This window comes from Streptomyces sp. MA5143a (genome assembly GCF_900290235.1).
Taxonomy (GTDB): Bacteria; Actinomycetota; Actinomycetes; order Streptomycetales; family Streptomycetaceae; genus Streptomyces.
Window position 1 is genome coordinate 12203 of sequence record NZ_OLMK01000028.1, and the last position, 20631, is coordinate 32833.

The window sequence follows — 20631 nt, forward strand, 5'->3', positions numbered from 1 at the left end:
TCCCCCTTGATCCGCACCTCGGTATGGGACGGGTACCGCTCAGTAGGTACGCTGCAACTCATGCGTGCACTTCTCGTGGTCAATCCGGCGGCAACCACCACAAGCGCACGTACGCGCGATGTCCTGATCCACGCGCTGGCGAGCGAGATGAAGCTCGAGGTGGTCACCACCGAGTACCGCGGCCACGCCAAGGACCTCGCCCGCCAGGCCGCCGAAGGCAAGGACGACATCGAGCTGGTCGTGGCGCTCGGCGGTGACGGCACGGTCAACGAGGTCGTCAACGGCCTGCTGCACCACGGCCCTGACCCGGACCGTCTCCCCCGCCTCGCCGTGGTCCCCGGCGGCTCCACCAATGTCTTCGCCCGCGCCCTGGGTCTGCCCAACGACGCCGTGGAGGCCACCGGCGCCCTGTTGGACGCTCTCCGCGAGAACCGCGAGCGCACGGTCGGACTCGGCATGGCCTCGGGTACGCCGGGCACGGGGGACGAGGCGGTCCCGTCCCGCTGGTTCACGTTCTGCGCCGGCCTCGGATTCGACGCCGGTGTGATCGGCCGGGTCGAGCAACAGCGCGAGCGTGGAAGGAAATCCACACACGCTCTTTACCTGCGTCAGGCATTCCGGCAGTTCCTGGAAGAGCCTCACCGCAGGAACGGCACGATCACTCTGGAGCGGGCCGGCGAGGAGCCGATTTCCGATCTTGTGCTGTCCATAGTCTGCAACACGTCCCCGTGGACGTTTCTCGGCAATCGCCCGGTGTACGCGTCACCTAAGGCATCGTTCGATAAAGGGCTCGACGTGCTCGGCCTCAGCCGCATGTCGACGCCCGCGCTTGCCCGTTATGCCACACAGTTGCTCACTTCGTCCCCCGAGCGGGGACCCCACGGCAAGCACGCCACCACCGTGCACGACCTGACCGACTTCACCTTGCATTCGAAGGTGCCCCTCCCCCTCCAGATGGACGGCGACCACCTCGGACTGCGTACGAGCGTGACGTTCACAGGCGTACGCCGTGCACTGCGTGTGATTGTGTGAGCGGAACGGGCAAAAGTCCTTCCACTCGAACGTTTAGGCCAGGGTCCACCCCATGGAAGTACGGCTGTGACACAGTCGACACCGAGGAATCAAAAAAAACTTTCCGGAAGGGGTTGTATCCGCCGCTGAGGTTTGCGAGTCTCTACGTGGCGCTCGGGACAGCCCGCAACACCGGCTCAAGCAAGCGCCAGAACCCCTCCTCAAAATCACAGGACCACACCAGTCCGTCTGGTGATCGGCCCTTCACTTGTTGAGGGATTCGTGAAAGCGTTCACATTCACAAGCAACGTGCATGTAATACCAAGGAGAGGTAGCAGCCATGGACTGGCGTCACAACGCCGTTTGCCGCGAGGAAGACCCCGAGCTCTTCTTCCCCATCGGCAACACCGGTCCTGCGCTGCTGCAGATCGAGGAAGCCAAGGCTGTCTGCCGTCGCTGCCCGGTTATCGAGCAGTGTCTGCAGTGGGCGCTTGAGTCCGGCCAGGACTCCGGCGTCTGGGGTGGTCTCAGCGAGGACGAGCGCCGCGCCATGAAGCGCCGCGCCGCCCGCAACCGGGCCCGTCAGGCCTCCGCCTGACAATCCCACCCAGCAATAGCCTGAGCTTGGCGGCGCGTACAGCGAGTACGCATCTCCCGCCCCCGAGCCGCAGCGCGCAGTGCCCCCGGTGCGCCTAATCAGCGACGAGACTGAGCCCCGGACCACATGATGGTCCGGGGCTCAGTGCTGTTCGCCGTGGACCGGCATCCGTGCAGGGGTCGCTCGTAGGCCGCCGGTTCTACTTCTGGGCGCGGACCGGGAGGTCGAGGATGACCTGCGTTCCCTGCTCCGGAGCCGGGACCATGTCGAAGGTGCCGCCCAACTCGCCCTCCACCAACGTCCGCACGATCTGCAGGCCGAGGTTGCCGGAACGGTGCGGGTCGAAGCCCTCGGGCAGGCCCACGCCGTCGTCCTGGACGGTGACGAGGAGACGGCTCTCCTTGGTGGTCCCGCCGCGCACGGCCGACACCTCCACGGTGCCGGTCTCCCCCTCGCGGAAACCGTGCTCGAGGGCGTTCTGCAGGATCTCGGTGAGGACCATGGACAGCGGGGTGGCCACCTCCGCGTCGAGGATGCCGAAGCGTCCGGTGCGCCGGCCGGTGACCTTGCCCGGTGAGATCTCGGCGACCATGGCGAGCACCCGGTCGGCGATCTCGTCGAACTCCACCCGCTCGTCCAGATTCTGGGACAGCGTCTCATGCACGATCGCGATCGACCCGACCCGCCGTACGGCCTCCTCCAGGGCCTCACGGCCGCGCTCGGACTCGATACGCCGGGCCTGGAGCCGCAGCAGCGCGGCGACCGTCTGGAGGTTGTTCTTCACCCGGTGGTGGATCTCCCGGATGGTCGCATCCTTGGTGATCAACTCGCGTTCGCGACGGCGCAGTTCGGTGACGTCGCGCAGCAGCACGAGCGAACCGATGCGTGGGCCCTTGGGCTTGAGGGGGATCGCCCGGAACTGGATCACGCCGTCATTCGACTCGATCTCGAACTCACGCGGCGCCCATCCGCTCGCCACCTTCGCCAGCGCCTCGTCCACCGGCCCGCGGGACGGGGCGAGTTCGGCGGTGGTACGGCCGAGGTGACAACCCACGAGGTCGGCGGCGAGACCCAGGCGGTGGTAGGCGGACAGGGCGTTCGGCGAGGCGTACTGGACGATGCCGTCCGCGTCGAGCCTGATCAGGCCGTCCCCGACGCGCGGCGAGGCGTCCATGTCGACCTGCTGGTCGGGGAACGGGAACGCGCCGACCGCGATCATCTGGGCCAGGTCGGAGGCGCTCTGGAGGTAGGTGAGCTCCAGCCGGCTGGGGGTCCGCACGGTCAGCAGGTTGGTGTTGCGCGCGATGACGCCGAGGACCCGGCCCTCCCGGCGGACGGGAATGGACTCGACCCGTACGGGCACCTCCTCACGCCACTCCGGGTCGCCCTCGCGCACGATGCGGCCCTCGTCGAGCGCGACGTCGAGGAGGGGGCGGCGGCCGCGCGGGACCAGGTGGCCGACCATGTCGTCCTGGTACGAGGTGGGGCCGGTGTTGGGGCGCATCTGGGCCACGGAGACGTAGCGCGTGCCGTCGCGGGTGGGGACCCAGAGGACGAGGTCGGCGAAGGAGAGGTCGGAGAGGAGCTGCCACTCCGACACCAGCAGATGCAGCCACTCCAGGTCGGAGTCGCTGAGTGCGGTGTGCTGGCGGACGAGTTCGTTCATGGAGGGCACGTGTGCGAGCGTACCTGGCGGTACGGACATGCCTGGAAACGGCGGGCTGAGCCCCGCTGGACCCCGGCCCGGGGGCTGACGCCCCGGCCCCGGAAGCACCCGCGGGCCGCGGCGCCTGAGAGGGACCCTCAACCCTCCCGGCACCGCAGCCCGGAGCAACATCGGCCGTGGGGTGTGCGGTCCCGCGACCGAAGGATGAGGAGCCGGAGCAGTCAGGGCAGAGAGCGCCGGTTCCTCGGTCCGCCTTCCTGTGCGGGGAAGACGGAGGCCTGTGGTGTACACAACTGATCGCCAACATCGGAGCGCTGATCGATCAGATGGCCTATCACGCCATTCTTGACTAGACCACTGCGCGTGTCCATGCGTTGGCGGATGTTTGTTGTTGTTCCCTTGCCGGACCGTCCGTCGTGGGCAGGGCGAGGGCTTATACGCAGCGTAGCCCGGTTCGGCGGGCCGCCGGACCGGAATGGGTCGGCCCGATGGATTTCGCACACCGACTCCGGGGCGAGCCGACCTCGGGGTGGGGTGCGGGGCGGGTCAGGGGTGGATGGCCTTGCGGCGTGGGCCGAGGCGCGTCAGGCGTGGTGGGGTGCATCCGTGCGGGCCGGACGGGGCCAGATCGCCATCGCCAGGTCGGCGACCGCCTCCAGTTCCTGCCTGGTCGCGCCGTCCCGTGCCTGTTGGGACATGCCTTGGATGATCACGCCCGTGTGGCGGGCGAGTGCGGGGGCGTCCGTGTCGGCGGGCAGTTCGCCCGCCGCGATGTCCGCTCTTATACGGCTCTCGAAGGCGGTGATCCACGCGTTGCGCCGGGCGCGGAGGGATTCCTCGACCTCACGGCTGGTGCAGTTGGTGGCCGCGTGGACGACCAGACAGCCATGGGGGTGGGCGAGGTCCGTGTACTCGACGGCGGCCTCGCGCAGTATCCGCTCGACGGCGGCCCGCGCGGTGGGCTCCTCCTCCAGGGCCCGGTCGGTGAACGAGCCGTAGCGGGCGCCGTACTCGCGGACGACCTCTTCGAAGAGGGACTGCTTGTCGCCGAACGCCGAGTACAGGCTCGGTGCGCCGATCCCCATGACGCGGGTCAGATCGGCGACCGAGGTGGCCTCGTAGCCGTTCTCCCAGAACGCCAGGATCGCCTTCTCCAGGGCGGTCGCGCGGTCGAAGGAGCGGGGGCGGCCGCGCTGCTTGCTCTCCTTGGTCACCATGGAACGGATTTTATAGCGGGCACTAGACAAACGTCAGCGGCCTGACCTACGGTGATTTTTGTAGCGACCGCTAGGAAATGTGGAAGGGGAGCCGACATGGGCGTGCTCGCAGGCAGGACGGCGCTCGTCACCGGGGCGAGCAGGGGCATCGGGCGAGGCATCGCCGAGCGGCTGGGACGCGACGGCGCACGGGTCGCGGTGCACTACGGGAGGGACGAGGCCGCGGCGAAGGAGACGGTGGCCGCGATCGAGGCCGTCGGCGGCTCGGCGTTCACCCTGGGGGTCGAGCTGGGTCCATCGGGGGCCGCCGAGGCCCTGTGGGAGGATTCGACCGGCACGCGGACGGGCTGGACATCCTGGTGAACAACGCGGCGATCGGCAACTCCCGGCCGATCGAGGAGATCGACGAGGAGGAGCACGACCGACTCTTCGCGGTGAACGTGAAGGCGCCGTTTTTCCTGGTCAAGCACGGCATGACCCGACTGCGCGACGACGGCCGTGTCATCAACATCTCGTCGGGGCTCGCACGGACCGCGGCGATGCCGCACAACATGGCCTACGCGATGACGAAGGCGGCGCTGGACGTCTTCTCCCGCGACCTGTCGAAGGTGCTCGGCCCGCGGGGCATCACGGTGAACTCGGTGGCACCGGGCCTGACCACGACCGACAACACCGCCGCGTTCCTGAGTACCGAGGCGGGCCGCGCGATGGCCGAGGGGATATCGGCGCTGGGCCGGGTCGGGGCGGTGGACGACATCGCGGACGTGGTCGCGTTCCTGGCGTCGGACGAGAGCAGGTGGGTGACGGGGAGCTGGGTGGACGCCACGGGTGGCTCCCTGACGTAGGGCCGGGCCCACGACCGGGGAAGACGGCCGCATCCACGTGACGCGGGACACATCCGTGCGCAGCCCGCTCTGCTGCTAGATTGGTCTAAACCACACAGTATCTCCCCCACTCCCAGTGGAGTCCCCCTCTCTCAGTGGAGTCCCCCTCTCCAGATCGGCAGGGCCAGCGTGGAAGTTGTCATCGTTCCGGATGCCAAGGCGGGTGGCGAACTCATAGCCGAGGCGATGGCGCGGTTGCTCCGGCGGAAGCCCGACGCGCTGCTCGGTGTCGCCACGGGATCGACCCCGCTGCCCATCTACCGGGCACTGACCGCGAAGGCGCGTTCCGGCGCCGTGGACGCCTCTCGGGCACGGATCGCCCAGCTCGACGAGTACGTGGGGCTGCCGGCCGACCACCCCGAGTCGTACCGCTCGGTGCTGCGCCGGGAGGTGCTGGAGCCGCTGGGGCTCGGTATGGAGGCGTTCATGGGGCCGGACGGCACCGCCGAGGACATACCGGGGGCCTGCGAGGCGTACGACAAGGCGTTGGCCGAGGCCGGCGGTGTGGATCTGCAGTTGCTCGGGATCGGGACCGACGGGCACATCGGGTTCAACGAGCCGTGCTCGTCCCTGGCCTCCCGGACCCGCATCAAGACGCTGACCGAGCAGACGCGGATCGACAACGCGCGGTTCTTCGGCGGGGACATCGAGCAGGTGCCGCACCACGTCATCACCCAGGGCATAGGCACGATCCTGGAGGCACGCCACCTGGTGCTGCTCGCGACCGGCGAGGGCAAGGCGGACGCCGTCGCGGCGACCGTGGAGGGACCGGTGGCGGCGGTGTGCCCGGCGTCGGCACTGCAACTCCACCCGCACGCCACGGTGGTGGTGGACGACTCGGCCGCGTCGAAGCTCAAGCACGCCGACTACTTCCGGCACACCTACGACAACAAGCCCGACTGGCAGGGGATCTGACGAGGCCGATATGCGCGAAGGCGCCACGGCCCGGGGAGGAGGGGCCGTGGCGCCTTCGTGTCGTGCGGCTGGGGCTCGTATGCCCCGCCTTCGGTGCCAGTGCCGGGGCCGGGCCGGGGCCGGGGCATGTCTCCCCCGGCCGCCGCTTCGGGGCCGTCCGCCGGTGGGGGGCGCTACGTGGCGGTCATGATGACCTCGGCCGCCGCTCGTCCGCAGACCCGCGCCGCTCCGTGGGTGGCGACATGGAGGGCGCCGCGGGGCGGTGACTGGGGGACGCCCATCTCGACGACGATGGTGTCGGGGCGGGTGGTGAGGAGGACGTCGAGGGCGTCGGTCATCCAGGGATGGCGGTGCTCGTCGCGGACCACGGCGACGATACGCCGGGTGCCGGCCACCGCGAGGGCGGAGGCGCCGGCGCTGTCGCCCGCGAAGGTGCCGGTCTCGGTGCCGGGAAGGAGACGTGCGAGTTCCGCGCCCACGCCCCACGGGGTCTCGTCGCCGACGGCGATGTTCGCCACCGGGGTGAAGGCCGCGACATACAGAGGCTGGACGGGGGGCTCGTACGGCAGCGGGGCGAAGGTCGCCCTCAGCGCGCGTCGGGCGGCCACAAGGCCGACCTCGCCCAGGGCGGAGCGCCCGCTGTCCGCTGCCCCGGCGTCCGCTCCCCCGGTCGCCCGGCGGGTCCACTCGGCCAGGGCACGGACCCGGTTCGCCGCGTCCGCCAGGCGCTCCTCGGCAAGGGTGCCCGACCGTACGGCGGCGACCAGGGCGTCCCGCAGGCGCCGTACGGTGTCGTCGTCGGCGAGGCCGCCGCCGACGCAGATCGCGTCGGCACCGGCGGCCAGCGCGAGGACGCTGCCGTGCTCGATGCCGTACGTACCGGCGATGGCGCGCATCTCCATGCCGTCGGTGACGATGAGGCCCTCATATCCCAGCTCGCCGCGGAGCAGGTCGGTGAGGATGCCGTGGGACAGGGTGGCCGGGCGGTCGGGGTCGAGGGCCGGGACGAGGATGTGGGCGCTCATGATGGCGCGGGTGCCGGCGGTGATGGCGGCGTGGAAGGGCGCCAGTTCGCGGGCCTGGACCAGGGGACGGTCGGCGTCGATGCGGGGCAGGGCCAGGTGGGAGTCGACGGCGGTGTCGCCGTGGCCCGGGAAGTGCTTGGTGCAGGCGGCGACCCCGGCGGCCTGGAGGCCGGTGACATAGGCGGCCGTGTGGCGGGCGACCAGGTCGGGATCGGCGCCGAAGGAGCGCACGCCGATGACGGGGTTGGCGGGGTTGGAGTTCACGTCGGCGGAGGGGGCCCAGTTGAAGTTGACGCCGCATTCGGCGAGGCGGCGGCCGAGGGAGAAGGCCACGTCCCGTGTGAGGTCGACGTCGTCGACGGCGCCCAGGGCGTGGTTGCCGGGGACGGAGGAGCCGGTGCGGACCTCCAGGCGGGTGACGTCGCCGCCCTCCTCGTCGATCGCGACCAGGACGTCCTCATGCTCGGCACGCAACTGGGCGGTGAGAGCGGAGAGCTGTTCGGGGGAGGTGATGTTGCGGCCGAAGAGGCCGACGGAGGCGAGGCCCTCGCCGAGGCGGCGCAGCAGCCAGTCGGGGGCGGTGGTGCCCGTGAATCCTGGCTGGAGGACCGTCAGCGCGTCCCGGGTGAGGGCGTCCTGTCCCGGGTGGGAGCCGGTCGAGCCGGTGGCGAATGTCGTCATCGGGCGGTTATCCCTTCACGGCGCCCGCGGTGAGGCCCGCGGCCATCTTGCGCTGGACGAGGAGGAAGAGGACGACGATCGGCACGGCCATCATGGTGGAGCCGGCCATCATCGGGGCGTATTCGGTGCCGTGTTTGGTGGTGAAGTTGCCGAGCCAGACGGTGGCGGTCTGGTTCTGCTGGCTCATCAGCATCAGGGCGTACAGGTACTCGTTCCACGCCTGGATGAAGCCGTAGACCGAGGTCGCCACCATGCCGGGCGCGAGCAGGGGGAAGACCACGCGGAGGAAGGCGGTGGTGCGGGAGCAGCCGTCGACCATGGCGGCCTCCTCCAGCTCACGCGGGATGTTGACGATGAAGCCGCGCAGGGTCCACACCGTGAACGGGAGGATGAACGTCAGATAGGTGATGATGAGGCCGGTGAGGCGGTCGTACTGGCCCAGGTCGTTCAGGAGCAGGAAGACCGGGATGATCATCGCGACCAGCGGGACCATCTGCACGGCCAGGATGCCGACGATCACCACCTTCCGGCCGCGGAAGGCGAAGCGGGAGATGGCGAGGGCCGCCAGCATGCCGACGACGATGCCGATCACCACGACCGTGAGGGACACCACGAGGCTGCGGCCCACGGGGCCCCAGAAGTCGGCGATGTCCAGCGCGCGGCTGAAGTTGGAGAAGGTGACGGACGTCGGCAGGAGGCTCGGGTCGGGGTCGATGGCGTCCTTGGCCGGTTTGAACGCGGTGTTCAGCATCCAGTAGACCGGGAAGCCGGCGGTGACGAAGACGAGGAGGCCGAGGAGGTTCCAGCCGAGCCGGGACCCTCGGCGACCGGAGACAGGGGCTGTGCTCATTCGACCTCTCCGATCTTCAGCATCTGGCGCATGTAGACGCCGATCACGCCGAGCAGCAACAGCACGGTGAGGAGTGCGATCGCGGAGCCCTGGGCGTAGTCGTTGACCACGAAGGCCCTGTCGTACGAGTAGGTGGTGAGCAGTTGGAACTCGGCCTCCGGGTGGCCGTTGCGCATCACGAAGACCTGCGGGAAGACACCCATGTCCCAGATGACCGAGAGCGTCGTGAGCATCACGACGATCGGCTTCAGGATGGGGAGGGTGACGTAGCGGAAGACGCCCCACGCGCCGGCGCCGTCCAGACGGGCGGCCTCCTCCATCTCCTTCGGCACCTGGGTGAGTCCGGCGCTGAGGGTGATGACCACGAACGGCACGGCACCCCACACCACCAGCAGGGTGATGACGGCGAGTCCTTCGGGGCCGCTCGCGAACCAGTTGTGACCGATCATGTCGACGCCCGGGAGCTTGCTGAGGAGCGCGTTGAAGATGCCGTAGTCGGAGTCGAAGAGCCACTTGAAGACGGTGGTGGCCACGATGATCGGCATGCCCCAACTCGCCACGAGCGCGATGTTGATGAGGGTCTTCACCCAGCCGGAGACCCGCTGGAGCAGGAGCGCGATCAGCATGCCGATGACCATGGTGAACACCACGCAGGCGGCGGCGAAGACGACGGTCCGTACGACGACCGTCCAGAACTCTCCGTCCCCGAGCACCTTGGCGAAGTTGTCGAAGCCGACCGACTCCGCCGGCTGGAAGCCCCACAGCTGGGACTGGCCGAACTTCTGGAAGGACAGGGTGACCAGACGGACCAGCGGATAGCCGAGGACGACTGCGAGGATCAGCAGGCAGGGGGCGAGGAGCGCCCAAGGGACGGCGGCGCCACCGGAACGCTTCGTGCCGGAGGCCCGGCCCGCGGCGGCGACGGGCGGCGCCGGTGGTACCTGCCGCGGTGGCGGCACCTTGGTCGGAGTGGTCGTATCTGCGGCACTCATCGCGCGCTCCTAAAGCAAATGAAGAGGGGGTCGATCAGCGCCCCGCCCGCCTCGCCCTGTCAGGAGCCGGGCGGTGAAGCACCCGAAGGGGGCGCGGGGAGCCGCGCGACCGGCCCGACGCACGGCCGGCGCCCCCCGCGCCCCGTCGCGGCACTGTCGTGATGCACCCGCCGGTTCGGCTCATGGCACCCACCGGTCGGCGCTGTGGCACCCCCGGTCGGGCCCGGCCCACGACGCCGGGCCCGACCGGGGGTCGACCGTCACTTGGTGTTGATGACCTTGTCGATCGCGGCGTCCGCGTCCTTCGCGGCCTCCTCGACCGTCTTCTTGCCGGTACCGATGTTCTGGAGCATGGTCTGGAGGATCTGGGCCTTCTCGACCTGGCCCCAGCCGGGCGCCATCGGGACGAACCAGTTGGACTCGGCCGCGGTGGCCGGGACCGCCGTCGCCGGGTCGTCCTTGAGGGTGGCGAGGTCGGTCTTGTTGTTGGGCAGGTTGCCCTTCTCCATCAGCCCCTTCTGGCCGGCGGGGCCGGTGAAGGCGTTGATCCATTCGGCGGCGACACCCTGCGCGTCGGACTTCACGGGGACGGCGAGGTCGGAGCCGCCGAGGAAGACGGGCAGGTTCTTGCCGGACGGGCCGGGCATCACGAAGTTCTCGACGTGGCCGGCGAGCTTGCCGGTCTTGTCGTTCTCCTTGGCCGCGGCGGTCGCGCCCTCCCATGCGGGGGAGAAGATCATGCCGGACTTGCCCTGGCCGTAGACGATGTACCGGTCGGACTCGTCCTTGGTCTTGTCGCCGTGCATGTACCTGCCGACGACGTTCTGGAACTCCTTGAGGCCCTTGACGGACTCCGGGGAGGAGAGGTTGGCCTTCCACTGGCCGCCCGACTCGACGGCTATGGAGCCGCCGGCGTCGTAGACGAAGGACATGGCCGCGTACCAGTCGCGGGTGGGCTGGTACCAGGCGCTGAACTTGTCGCCCTTCTTCTTCTGCACCTTGTCGAGGGCGGCGGTCAGCTCGTCGTACGTCTTCGGCGGGGACGTGACGCCCACGGCGGCGAAGACGTCCTTGCGCCAGTTGGCGACGCGGCCGCCGGCGTAGTACGGGACGCCGTAGGTCTTGCCGTCGTAGGTCACGGAGGCCTTGAGGCCGTCGAGCCAGGCACCGGAGTTGTCGAACTTCGCCGGGTCCACGGGGGCGAAGGCGCCCTTGACCATGTAGGCGAGCATCTCGGTGTTGCCCATCTCGACGACGTCGGGGGCCTTGTCGGTGGCGAGGACGGCGTCGAGCTTGGCGTTCTTGTCGGGCCAGCCGTAGTACTCGTGCTTGATCTTGATGCCGGGGTGCTTCTTCGTGACCGCGGCGTCGGCGGCCTTGACCAGTTCCGGCCAGTTGTTCTGCGCGTCGACCGTGAGCCAGACGGTCAGTTCCTTGGTGTCGGCCGCCTTGTCCGAGCCCCCGCTCTCGCCCCCGCACGCCGCGATGGAGACCATCATGCCCGCGACACAGATCGCGGTTGTCAGCTTGCGCTTCACGCCACCCTCCTCAGGGATGCCATTCCTCAGGGATGCCACAAACCCCCCTGCTCCCCGCGGTGACAGACGTACCGCCCATGGGGCCGGGACCTGGACCAATGGTGTAGACCAGTACGCCGGAGCTTGGCTCAGACCAATCGGTGTGTCAAGGGTGTGCGAACCGGCTCTCACCAGCCGTTATGCGACCTACATATGCAAGAACCTTTATGTAAGAAGGCAGCGAAAACCGAGCGCTTGAGTCACACTCGTCGGGTAGACCATTGCACCTTCCCGGAGTGGACCAGCGGAGCCCCCTCCATGGACTAGACCAGCGGGGGCTGTGCGGGTATACAGAAGGATCACGCCACTAGGAGCCGGGAAGGCGGAGCATGAGCACCGACGTCAGCAGTGCGGAGAACGAGAACGGGGCGAACGTCCGTACCGCGCGTGTGCCCAAGTACTACCGCCTGAAGAAGCACCTGCTCGACATGACCGAAACCCTGCCGCCGGGCACGCCGGTCCCCCCGGAGCGGACACTCGCCGCCGAGTTCGACACCTCCCGCACGACCGTGCGGCAGGCGCTCCAGGAACTGGTGGTCGAGGGGCGCCTGGAGCGCATCCAGGGCAAGGGCACCTTCGTCGCCAAGCCGAAGGTCTCCCAGGCCCTGCAACTCACCTCGTACACCGAGGACATGCGCGCCCAGGGTCTGGAACCGACGTCCCAACTGCTGGACATCGGCTACGTCACCGCGGACGACACCCTCGCCGGGCTGCTGGACATCACGGCGGGCGGACGGGTCTTGCGGATCGAGCGGCTCCGTATGGCGAACGGCGAGCCGATGGCCATCGAGACGACCCATCTGTCCGCCAAGCGCTTCCCCGCCCTGCGCAGGTCACTGGTCAAGTACACGTCCCTCTACACCGCGCTCGCCGAGGTGTACGACGTCCACCTCGCCGAGGCCGAGGAGACCATCGAGACCTCGCTCGCCACCCCGCGCGAGGCCGGCCTGCTCGGCACGGACGTGGGCCTGCCGATGCTGATGCTCTCCCGCCACTCCGTGGACAAGGAGGGCCAGCCGGTGGAGTGGGTGCGGTCCGTCTACCGGGGCGACCGCTACAAGTTCGTGGCGCGCCTGAAGCGCCCGCAGGACTGACCGGTCCCACGGCGACCGATCCCCGGCGGCGGCAGCCGTCCCGTGCGTGATCTCCGGCGCACGGGACGCGGTCGAGGCGCAATCGGGACACCGTCGGGTCACCGTCGGGACGCAGTACCTCCGCAAATCCGTTATGCGAACAGGGGTTACGCGCGGCGGAGCAGTCCCTTAGATTTCCTGCGCATTACTCAGGTGATCAGTGAGGGGACGGAGCCCTGGTATGTCCAATGCGCCCGACGTGAAATCACCGGAGACACCGGCGGTGACACCTGTCAGAGTGGTCATCGCCCTGTTCCTGTTCGCGCCGTTCGTGGCGATGCTCTGGGTCGGTTCGTACGCCAAGACGGACCCCGCGTTCATCGGCATCCCGTTCTTCTACTGGTACCAGATGGCCTGGGTGCTGATCTCCACCGCGCTCACGGCCGCCGCCTATGTGCTGTGGCAGCGTGACCAGCGAGCCCGCAGGTCCGCGCGGTCCGAGGACGGGGGTGTCGCGCGGTGAAGGACGGCGTGAACGGCGTGGCACTCGCCGTCTTCATCTTCTTCTTCCTGGCCGTCACGGTGATGGGCTTCATGGCCGCCCGCTGGCGCAAGGCCGAGAACGAACACAGCCTCGACGAATGGGGCCTGGGCGGACGGTCGTTCGGCACCTGGATCACCTGGTTCCTGCTCGGCGGCGACCTCTACACGGCGTACACCTTCGTCGCCGTACCGGCGGCGATCTACGCGGCGGGCGCGGCCGGCTTCTTCGCCGTGCCCTACACGATCCTGGTGTACCCGCTCATCTTCACGTTCCTGCCCCGCCTGTGGTCGGTGTCGCACCGGCACGGGTACGTGACCACGTCGGACTTCGTCCGGGGCCGCTTCGGCTCGAAGGGCCTGTCGCTCGCGGTGGCGCTGACCGGCATTCTGGCAACGATGCCCTACATCGCCCTCCAGCTCGTCGGCATCCAGGCCGTGCTGGACGTGATGGGCGTCGGCGGCGGCGAGAACACCAACTGGTTCATCAAGGACCTGCCGCTGCTGATCGCCTTCGGAGTCCTGGCCGCGTACACCTACTCCTCCGGCCTCCGCGCCCCCGCGCTGATCGCGTTCGTGAAGGACACGCTGATCTACATCGTCATCGCGGTGGCGATCATCTACATCCCGATCAAGCTCGGCGGCTTCGACGACATCTTCGCCAAGGCGAGCGAGGCGTACGGCCAGACCAACCCGGCGACGGGCGCGCCGCGCGGGGCCCTGGTCCCGGGCGACGCCAACCAGTGGACGTACGCGACCCTGGCCCTCGGCTCGGCGCTCGCGCTCTTCATGTACCCGCACTCGATCACCGCGACGCTGTCCTCCAAGAGCCGCGAGGTGATCCGCCGCAACACCACGATCCTGCCGCTGTACTCGCTGATGCTGGGCCTGCTGGCGCTGCTGGGCTTCATGGCGATCGCGGCCGGAGTCAAGGTGCAGAACGGCCAGCTGGCGATCCCGCAGCTGTTCGAGACCATGTTCCCGGACTGGTTCGCGGGCGTGGCCTTCGCGGCGATCGGCATCGGCGCGCTGGTGCCGGCGGCGATCATGTCCATCGCCGCGGCGAACCTTTTCACCCGCAACATCTACAAGGACTTCATCAAGCCGGACGCCACGCCCGCGCAGGAGACCAAGGTCTCCAAGCTGGTGTCGCTGCTGGTGAAGGTCGGCGCGCTGGTCTTCGTCCTGACGATGGACAAGACGGTCGCCATCAACTTCCAGCTCCTCGGCGGCATCTGGATCCTCCAGACCTTCCCGGCCCTGGTCGGCGGCCTCTTCACCCGCTGGTGCCACCGCTGGGCCCTGCTCGCCGGCTGGGCGGTCGGCATGATCTACGGGACGGTCGCCGCGTGGAACGTCTCCTCGCCGACCCAGAAGCACTTCGGCGGTTCCTCCGCGGAGATCCCCGGCATCGGCGAGATCGGCTACATCGGTCTCACGGCGTTCGTCCTCAACGTCGCCGTCACCGTGGTCCTCACCTTCGTCCTCCGGGCGGCCAAGGCCCCCGACGGCATCGACGAGACCAAACCGAGCGACTACACGGCCGACGCGGGCGACGCGGGAGTCCAGGTGGAACTGCCTCCGGCGACGGCGGGTTCGAGCCACTGATCCCCTGACACGCGGTTCCCCGCGCCCCCGGCGGAAGGGGCGGGCCCTTTCCGCCGGGCCGAAGGCCCCTCGATGGGCCGAAGGCCCAAAAGGGGCGCGGGGAACTGCGCGAGCAACCACGACGAACCCCGCACCCGCCGACAAAGCGAACCGCCCGCGTTCATAGGCGCCCAAGGGGTCCGAAGGGGCACAGCCCCCGATGGCAGAAGGGCAACGGCAGCAGGCGCGCCCCCGGCTACCCTGACCCCGTGACCGTCCCCACACCGATCGTCCTGGACAGCGACCCCGGTATCGACGACGCCGTAGCCCTTCAGTACCTCCTCGGCACAGGCCTCTGGGACCTCAAGGCCTACACCTCGGTGGGCGGGAACCTCCCCGCCGACGCCACCTACCGCAACGCCCGCGCCCTGGCCCGAGCCCTCCGCATCGACACCGATGTCCCCGTCCACCGGGGCGCGGGCCGCCCCCTGTCCCGCCTCCCCTACCGCGAGGCATCCGCCTTCCACGGCCGGGCCGGCCTCGGCGAGGAGTCCCTGCCCGACTCCACCGCCCCGCACCCCACGGAGTCCTCCGCGCAGGCCCTGCTGCGCCTGTCCCGCGAGCACGAGGGCGAGCTGACGGTGTGCGCCACCGGCCCGCTCACGAACGTCGCGATCGCCCTGCTGGAGGATCCCGGTTTCGCCCGTCGTGTCGCGAAGTTCGTGTTCATGGGCGGCGCCGCGCAGGTGCCGGGGAACTTCACCCCGGTCGCCGAGTTCAACATCTGGTCCGACCCGGACGCCGCCGAGGTCGTGCTCGCCTCCGGCATCCCGTTCACGATGGTCGACCTGGACGCCTCCCACCGGTGGCTGTTCCGCCCCGCGGACCTCGCGGCGCTGGAGGCGGCGGGCCCGGGCACGGCGCTCGCCGCGCGGCTGATGCGGACGTACGTGCGGGCCTACACCCGCCACGGCGGCGACGGCACGTGTCCGCTGCACGACCCGCTGGCGGTGGGGGTGTGCGGGGACGAGGCGTTCGTGACGGCGGCCGAGGGGGCCGTGATCGTGGAGTGCGCGAGCGAACTCACGCGCGGCCAGACCGTGTTCGTGCCGGCCGACGCCCGGCGGATCTACTACTCCGAGTCCCCCTCCCTGACGGCCCGCCTCCGCGTCACCGGCCGTGTCGCCCTCGGCCCCGGCCCCCGCGACTTCAGCGAGCACTTCGTGACGACGCTGCCGCACTGGCCGGCACTCCCCTGACCGACCCACCACCGGCTGCCTGTTCGAACGCCGGCACGCGACGGGCGCCCCGTCCCGCACCTCCCTGACCTGACGCCGCTCACCCATGAGTTGACGCCATGACACGCTCCGAAGTCACCGCGACACAACATCTGGGGGTGGACCGGCGACCCAACACAAGATGTATGCTCATGCTCGCTGTCGCCGCAGGGGAATCCGGTGCGAATCCGGAACTGTCCCGCAACGGTGTACTTGCGTGTTTTCGCACGCGAGTCCAGTCCGAGGACCTGCCGACAGTGCGCCCGGCCGTCCGGTCCGGGTGCCCTGACGTCCGGGCCTCGTGGAGTGGGCCGGTGGACGCGACGCCCCCGTGCGCTCGTGTGCTGCTGCCTGCCCTCCTCAAGGCCCCGTGCCGAGCGAGGGAGAGCCCCCACGTGACCATCGCGCCAGCCGACCCGGTTTCAGCCACCCCGGCCCCCGCCGGACCGGCTTCCGCCACCCCGGCGACGGAGACCGACGGTCCCGGTGCCGCGTTGCTGCGGACCCTGACCGAGCTGACCGCCGACCTGCCCGACGCCGACCCCGGCCGGGTCGCCGCCGCAGCACTGCGCGGCCGGTCCGCTCGGGCGGACGAGACGGAGCTGCGCGAGCTGGCCACGGAGGCGGCCGCCGGCCTCATCTCCGAGGACCCCGCCTACTCGAAGCTGGCCGCCCGCCTGCTGACGATCTCCATCCGCGCCGAGGCCGCCTCCCAGGGCGTCACGACGTTCACGGAGTCCGTCGCCGTGGGCCACCGGGAAGGGCTCGTCGCCGACCGCACGGCGGAGTTCACGCGCCTGCACGCCGAGCGGCTCGACGCGCTCGTCGACCCGGCCGCCGACGACCGGTTCGGTTACTTCGGGCTGCGCACGCTCCACAGCCGCTACCTCCTCAGGCACCCGATCACCCGCAAGGTCGTGGAGACGCCGCAGCACTTCATGCTGCGCGTGGCCGGCGGTCTCGCCGAGGACGACACGGCGCGGTCCGTGGACGAGGTCGCCGCTCTGTACCGGCTCATGAGCCGCCTCGACTACCTGCCCTCCTCCCCCACCCTCTTCAACTCCGGTACGCGGCACCCCCAGATGTCGTCCTGCTATCTCCTCGACTCACCGCTGGACGAGCTGGACTCCATCTACGACCGCTACCACCAGGTGGCCCGACTCTCGAAGCACGCCGGCGGCATCGGGCTGTCGTACTCCCGCGTCCGTTCGCGCGGTTCGCTGATCCGCGGCACCAACGGGCACTCCAACGGCATCGTGCCGTTCCTGAAGACGCTGGACGCCTCGGTCGCCGCCGTGAACCAGGGCGGCCGGCGCAAGGGCGCGGCCGCGGTGTACTTGGAGACCTGGCACTCCGACATCGAGGAGTTCCTGGAGCTGCGCGACAACACCGGTGAGGACGCCCGCCGTACGCACAACCTGAACCTGGCGCACTGGATCCCGGACGAGTTCATGCGCCGGGTCAACGGGGACGAGCAGTGGTCGCTGTTCTCCCCGGCGGACGTGCCCGAGCTGGTCGACCTGTGGGGCGCGGAGTTCGACGCCGCGTACCGCAAGGCGGAGGCGGACGGGCTGGCGCGCAAGACCATCCCGGCCCGTGACCTGTACGGCCGTATGATGCGGACGCTCGCGCAGACCGGCAACGGCTGGATGACGTTCAAGGACGCCGCCAACCGCACCGCCAACCAGACGGCCGAGCCGGGCCACGTCGTCCACTCCTCCAACCTCTGCACGGAGATCCTGGAGGTCACCGACGACGGCGAGACCGCGGTCTGCAACCTGGGCTCGGTGAACCTGGGCGCCTTCGTCGACCTGACGACCGGCGACCTGGACTGGCAGCGGCTGGACGAGACCGTCCGCACGGCCGTGACCTTCCTGGACCGGGTCGTCGACATCAACTTCTACCCCACCGAGCAGGCGGGCCGGTCCAACGCCAAGTGGCGTCCCGTGGGCCTCGGCGCGATGGGCCTGCAGGACGTCTTCTTCAAGCTGCGGCTGCCGTTCGACTCGGCCGAGGCGAAGGCCCTGTCCACCCGGATCGCCGAGCGCGTCATGCTCGCCGCGTACGAGGCGTCCACCGACCTCGCCGAGCGCAACGGCCCGCTGCCCGCCTGGGAGAAGACCCGGACGGCCCGCGGTGTGCTGCACCCCGACCACTACGGCGTGGAGTTCACCTGGCCGGAGCGCTGGGCGGCCCTGCGCGAGCGCGTCGCCGCCGTCGGCATGCGCAACTCGCTGCTCCTCGCCATCGCGCCCACGGCGACCATCGCCTCCATCGCCGGTGTGTACGAGTGCATCGAGCCGCAGGTGTCCAACCTGTTCAAGCGGGAGACCCTCTCCGGTGAGTTCCTCCAGGTCAACTCCTACCTGGTGAAGGACCTCAAGGAGCTCGGCGTCTGGGACGCCCGTACCCGTGAGGCGCTGCGCGACTCGAACGGCTCCGTGCAGGACTTCGCGTGGATCCCGGCGGACGTCCGGGCGCTGTACCGCACCGCCTGGGAGATTCCCCAGCGCGGTCTGATCGACATGGCGGCCGCCCGCACCCCGTACCTGGACCAGGCCCAGTCGCTGAACCTGTTCCTGGAGACACCGACCATCGGCAAGCTCTCCTCGATGTACGCGTACGCCTGGAAGTCGGGGCTGAAGACGACGTACTACCTGCGCTCACGCCCGGCGACCCGTATCGCCCGCGCCGCCCAGGGCCAGGGCCAGACGCAGACGCAGCTGTCCGCCCAGCCCGAGAAGACCATCCCTGTCCAGCAGGCCGCCGACCCCGATGCCGTCGCCTGCTCCCTTGAGAACCCCGAGTCCTGCGAGGCCTGCCAGTAATGCCCAGCAATCAGAACCTTCTCGACCCCGGCTTCGAGCTGACTCTGCGCCCCATGCGCTACCCGGACTTCTACGAGCGCTACCGGGACGCCATCAAGAACACCTGGACCGTGGAGGAGGTCGACCTCCACTCGGACGTCGCCGACCTCGCGAAGCTCAGCCCCGCCGAGCAGCACCTGATCGGCCGTCTGGTCGCCTTCTTCGCGACGGGCGACTCGATCGTCGCGAACAACCTGGTGCTGACGCTCTACAAGCACATCAACTCCCCCGAGGCGCGGCTGTACCTGTCGCGGCAGCTGTTCGAGGAGGCCGTCCACGTCCAGTTCTACCTGACGCTGCTGGACACCTACCTCCCCGACCCGGAGGACAGGGCGGCGGCCTTCGCGGCCGTGGAGAACATCCCGTCCATCCGGGAGAAGGCCGGGTTCTGCTTCAAGTGGATGGACTCCGTCGACAAGCTGGACCGCCTGGAGTCACGGGCGGACCGTCGCCGCTTCCTCCTCAACCTCATCTGCTTCGCCGCGTGCATCGAGGGCCTGTTCTTCTACGGTGCCTTCGCCTACGTCTACTGGTTCCGCAGCCGGGGCCTGCTGCACGGTCTGGCGACGGGCACCAACTGGGTGTTCCGCGACGAGACGATGCACATGAGCTTCGCGTTCGACGTGGTCGACACCGTCCGCAAGGAGGAGCCGGACCTCTTCGACGACGAGCTGCAGCAGCAGGTGACGGACATGCTGCGGGAGGCCGTGGAGGCCGAGCTGCAGTTCGCCCGCGACCTGTGCGGTGACGGCCTGCCGGGCATGAACACCGACTCCATGCGGCAGTACCTGGAGTGCGTCGCCGACCAGCGGCTGACGCGGCTCGGCTTCGCGCCGGTGTACGGCTCGGAGAACCCCTTCTCCTTCATGGAGTTGCAGGGCGTCCAGGAGCTGACGAACTTCTTCGAGCGGCGTCCGTCCGCGTACCAGGTCGCGGTGGAGGGCACCGTCGACCTGGACGAGGACTTCTAGGACCCGCGAGCCGGCTCCGCCGCGAAAGTGGCGGGCCGGCTCGACCCGGCCCGCCGGGGTCACTTGAGCGTGATCGTGTCCCCGGCCGAGATGACCCGCGCGGTCGACGTCAGGCCGGGGAAGTACCAGCGCCAGCTGCCCGCCGCGTCGACGGTCACCCTGGTGCTGAGCCTTCCGGCGCTGCCCGACTTCACCGTCTTCACGGTGGTGTAGCGGGCGGCGCCGTTCTTCTTGAACTGGAGGCGGACCGACTGCCCCTTGAACCCCTGGTACTTGAGGGTCTCCCAGTTGGCGCGGGACAGCGTGCCGGTGACGGTGACCTTCGAGCCCTTGGCGACCTTGTCGGGCGCGATGGCCGTGGTCAGCTTCGAGGCACGCTTGACCTTGTACCGGGCGATGTCGTCGGAGATCCAGTAGTCGCCGTCGTTGGCCTTGACGGTGGCGTTGACCTGCCAGACCCCGGCCGTCTTGTTGCTGTCGGCATCGCTGTAGCCGGGGATCCAGCGCGGGTTGATCGCCATCACGGCTGTGCACAGCGACGTGGTGGACGACTTCTTCTTGCAGGTGGCGCCGGTCCATTCGGCGAAACCGCCGCCCAGGGCGTTATAGGCGTAGAAGGTGCTGACGCGGGTCAGTCCCTTGACGCCGGAGTTGTCCCGGATGGTGATGGCGACCGGGAACCTGATGGTCTTCGACGTCCCCACGATGACGTTGTCGCCGCCGTTGACGACCGTCTTCGTCACCCGGACGTCGCCCTTCCCCTCGGCCTGGGCGCCCGTCGCCGCCAGCAGCACCAGGGCCGCCGCCCCGCCCACGACGGCCAGGGTGCGGCCGTGCGCGGGGCGCGTTCCGTGTCTCATGATCCTCCCCTTGTGGTCGGGGAGAGGCTACACACGGAGG

The 20631-nt window shown here is 69.3% G+C and carries 16 protein-coding genes, 1 pseudogene and 1 riboswitch; of the genes and pseudogenes, 10 read left to right on the forward strand and 7 right to left on the reverse strand.

All coding sequences use genetic code 11. The features are described 5' to 3' along the window. Window positions 1-60 precede the first annotated feature (60 nt). Complete coding sequence (locus SMA5143A_RS13680; protein WP_107463207.1) at window positions 61-1032, forward strand: diacylglycerol/lipid kinase family protein; 972 nt, start codon at window positions 61-63, stop codon at window positions 1030-1032. 319 nt (window positions 1033-1351) lie between these two features. Further along, a complete protein-coding gene (locus tag SMA5143A_RS13685; RefSeq protein WP_003992873.1) occupies window positions 1352-1609 on the forward strand; it encodes a WhiB family transcriptional regulator in 258 nt (85 codons plus the stop codon). 199 nt (window positions 1610-1808) lie between these two features. Here the strand turns inward: SMA5143A_RS13685 and SMA5143A_RS13690 are convergent, their stop codons facing one another. Next, window positions 1809-3284, reverse strand: coding sequence for a sensor histidine kinase (locus SMA5143A_RS13690; protein ID WP_181361840.1), 1476 nt, complete (start codon window positions 3282-3284; stop codon window positions 1809-1811). Between the two features lie 575 nt (window positions 3285-3859). Next, window positions 3860-4492, reverse strand: a complete 633-nt coding sequence (locus SMA5143A_RS13695) for a TetR/AcrR family transcriptional regulator (protein ID WP_107463209.1) — start codon at window positions 4490-4492, stop codon at window positions 3860-3862. 96 nt (window positions 4493-4588) lie between these two features. On the opposite strand from SMA5143A_RS13695, the pseudogene SMA5143A_RS13700 reads away from it, so the two are divergent. Together SMA5143A_RS13700 and nagB are read left to right on the forward strand one after the other, a co-directional pair. Next, window positions 4589-5337 (forward strand): annotated as a pseudogene (locus tag SMA5143A_RS13700) (SDR family oxidoreductase). Between the two features lie 168 nt (window positions 5338-5505). Next, on the forward strand, window positions 5506-6291 hold the full coding sequence (nagB, locus tag SMA5143A_RS13705) for a glucosamine-6-phosphate deaminase (protein WP_107463210.1): 786 nt from the start codon (window positions 5506-5508) through the stop codon (window positions 6289-6291). A 173-nt stretch (window positions 6292-6464) separates the two neighbouring features. On the opposite strand, the gene SMA5143A_RS13710 is transcribed toward nagB, so the two are convergent. The 4 genes from SMA5143A_RS13710 to SMA5143A_RS13725 form a co-directional block, all read right to left on the reverse strand. After that, a complete protein-coding gene (locus SMA5143A_RS13710; RefSeq protein WP_107463211.1) occupies window positions 6465-7997 on the reverse strand; it encodes a glycoside hydrolase family 3 protein in 1533 nt (510 codons plus the stop codon). A gap of 7 nt (window positions 7998-8004) precedes the next feature. After that, window positions 8005-8847 (reverse strand): carbohydrate ABC transporter permease, encoded by an 843-nt coding sequence (locus SMA5143A_RS13715; protein ID WP_107463212.1) that lies wholly within the window; start codon window positions 8845-8847, stop codon window positions 8005-8007. After that, the gene (locus tag SMA5143A_RS13720; RefSeq protein WP_107463213.1) at window positions 8844-9839 is read right to left on the reverse strand and encodes a carbohydrate ABC transporter permease; all 996 of its coding nucleotides are present in this window, start codon (window positions 9837-9839) and stop codon (window positions 8844-8846) included. Before SMA5143A_RS13720 ends, SMA5143A_RS13715 begins: the two co-directional genes overlap by 4 nt. 260 nt (window positions 9840-10099) lie before the next feature. Further along, window positions 10100-11377, reverse strand: a complete 1278-nt coding sequence (locus tag SMA5143A_RS13725; RefSeq protein WP_107463214.1) for an extracellular solute-binding protein — start codon at window positions 11375-11377, stop codon at window positions 10100-10102. A 368-nt stretch (window positions 11378-11745) separates the two neighbouring features. On the opposite strand from SMA5143A_RS13725, the gene SMA5143A_RS13730 reads away from it, so the two are divergent. The 6 genes from SMA5143A_RS13730 (at window position 11746) to SMA5143A_RS13755 (ending at window position 19731) form a co-directional block, all read left to right on the forward strand. Further along, the gene (locus SMA5143A_RS13730; protein WP_055518975.1) at window positions 11746-12510 is read left to right on the forward strand and encodes a GntR family transcriptional regulator; all 765 of its coding nucleotides are present in this window, start codon (window positions 11746-11748) and stop codon (window positions 12508-12510) included. 220 nt (window positions 12511-12730) lie between these two features. Then, window positions 12731-13012, forward strand: coding sequence for a DUF3311 domain-containing protein (locus SMA5143A_RS13735; RefSeq protein WP_107463215.1), 282 nt, complete (start codon window positions 12731-12733; stop codon window positions 13010-13012). Then, window positions 13009-14637, forward strand: a complete 1629-nt coding sequence (gene mctP, locus SMA5143A_RS13740) for a monocarboxylate uptake permease MctP (protein ID WP_055713096.1) — start codon at window positions 13009-13011, stop codon at window positions 14635-14637. Before SMA5143A_RS13735 ends, mctP begins: the two co-directional genes overlap by 4 nt. Window positions 14638-14885: 248 nt before the next feature. Further along, window positions 14886-15875, forward strand: a complete 990-nt coding sequence (locus tag SMA5143A_RS13745) for a nucleoside hydrolase (RefSeq protein WP_107463216.1) — start codon at window positions 14886-14888, stop codon at window positions 15873-15875. Window positions 15876-16039: 164 nt separating this feature from the next. Next, window positions 16040-16163, forward strand: a riboswitch (cobalamin riboswitch). A gap of 125 nt (window positions 16164-16288) precedes the next feature. Next, a complete protein-coding gene (locus tag SMA5143A_RS13750) occupies window positions 16289-18721 on the forward strand; it encodes a ribonucleoside-diphosphate reductase subunit alpha (protein ID WP_107463217.1) in 2433 nt (810 codons plus the stop codon). Next, window positions 18721-19731, forward strand: a complete 1011-nt coding sequence (locus SMA5143A_RS13755) for a ribonucleotide-diphosphate reductase subunit beta (protein WP_107463218.1) — start codon at window positions 18721-18723, stop codon at window positions 19729-19731. Before SMA5143A_RS13750 ends, SMA5143A_RS13755 begins: the two co-directional genes overlap by 1 nt. A gap of 59 nt (window positions 19732-19790) precedes the next feature. On the opposite strand, the gene SMA5143A_RS13760 is transcribed toward SMA5143A_RS13755, so the two are convergent. Further along, the gene (locus SMA5143A_RS13760; protein ID WP_107463219.1) at window positions 19791-20591 is read right to left on the reverse strand and encodes a hypothetical protein; all 801 of its coding nucleotides are present in this window, start codon (window positions 20589-20591) and stop codon (window positions 19791-19793) included. Window positions 20592-20631: the final 40 nt, after the last annotated feature.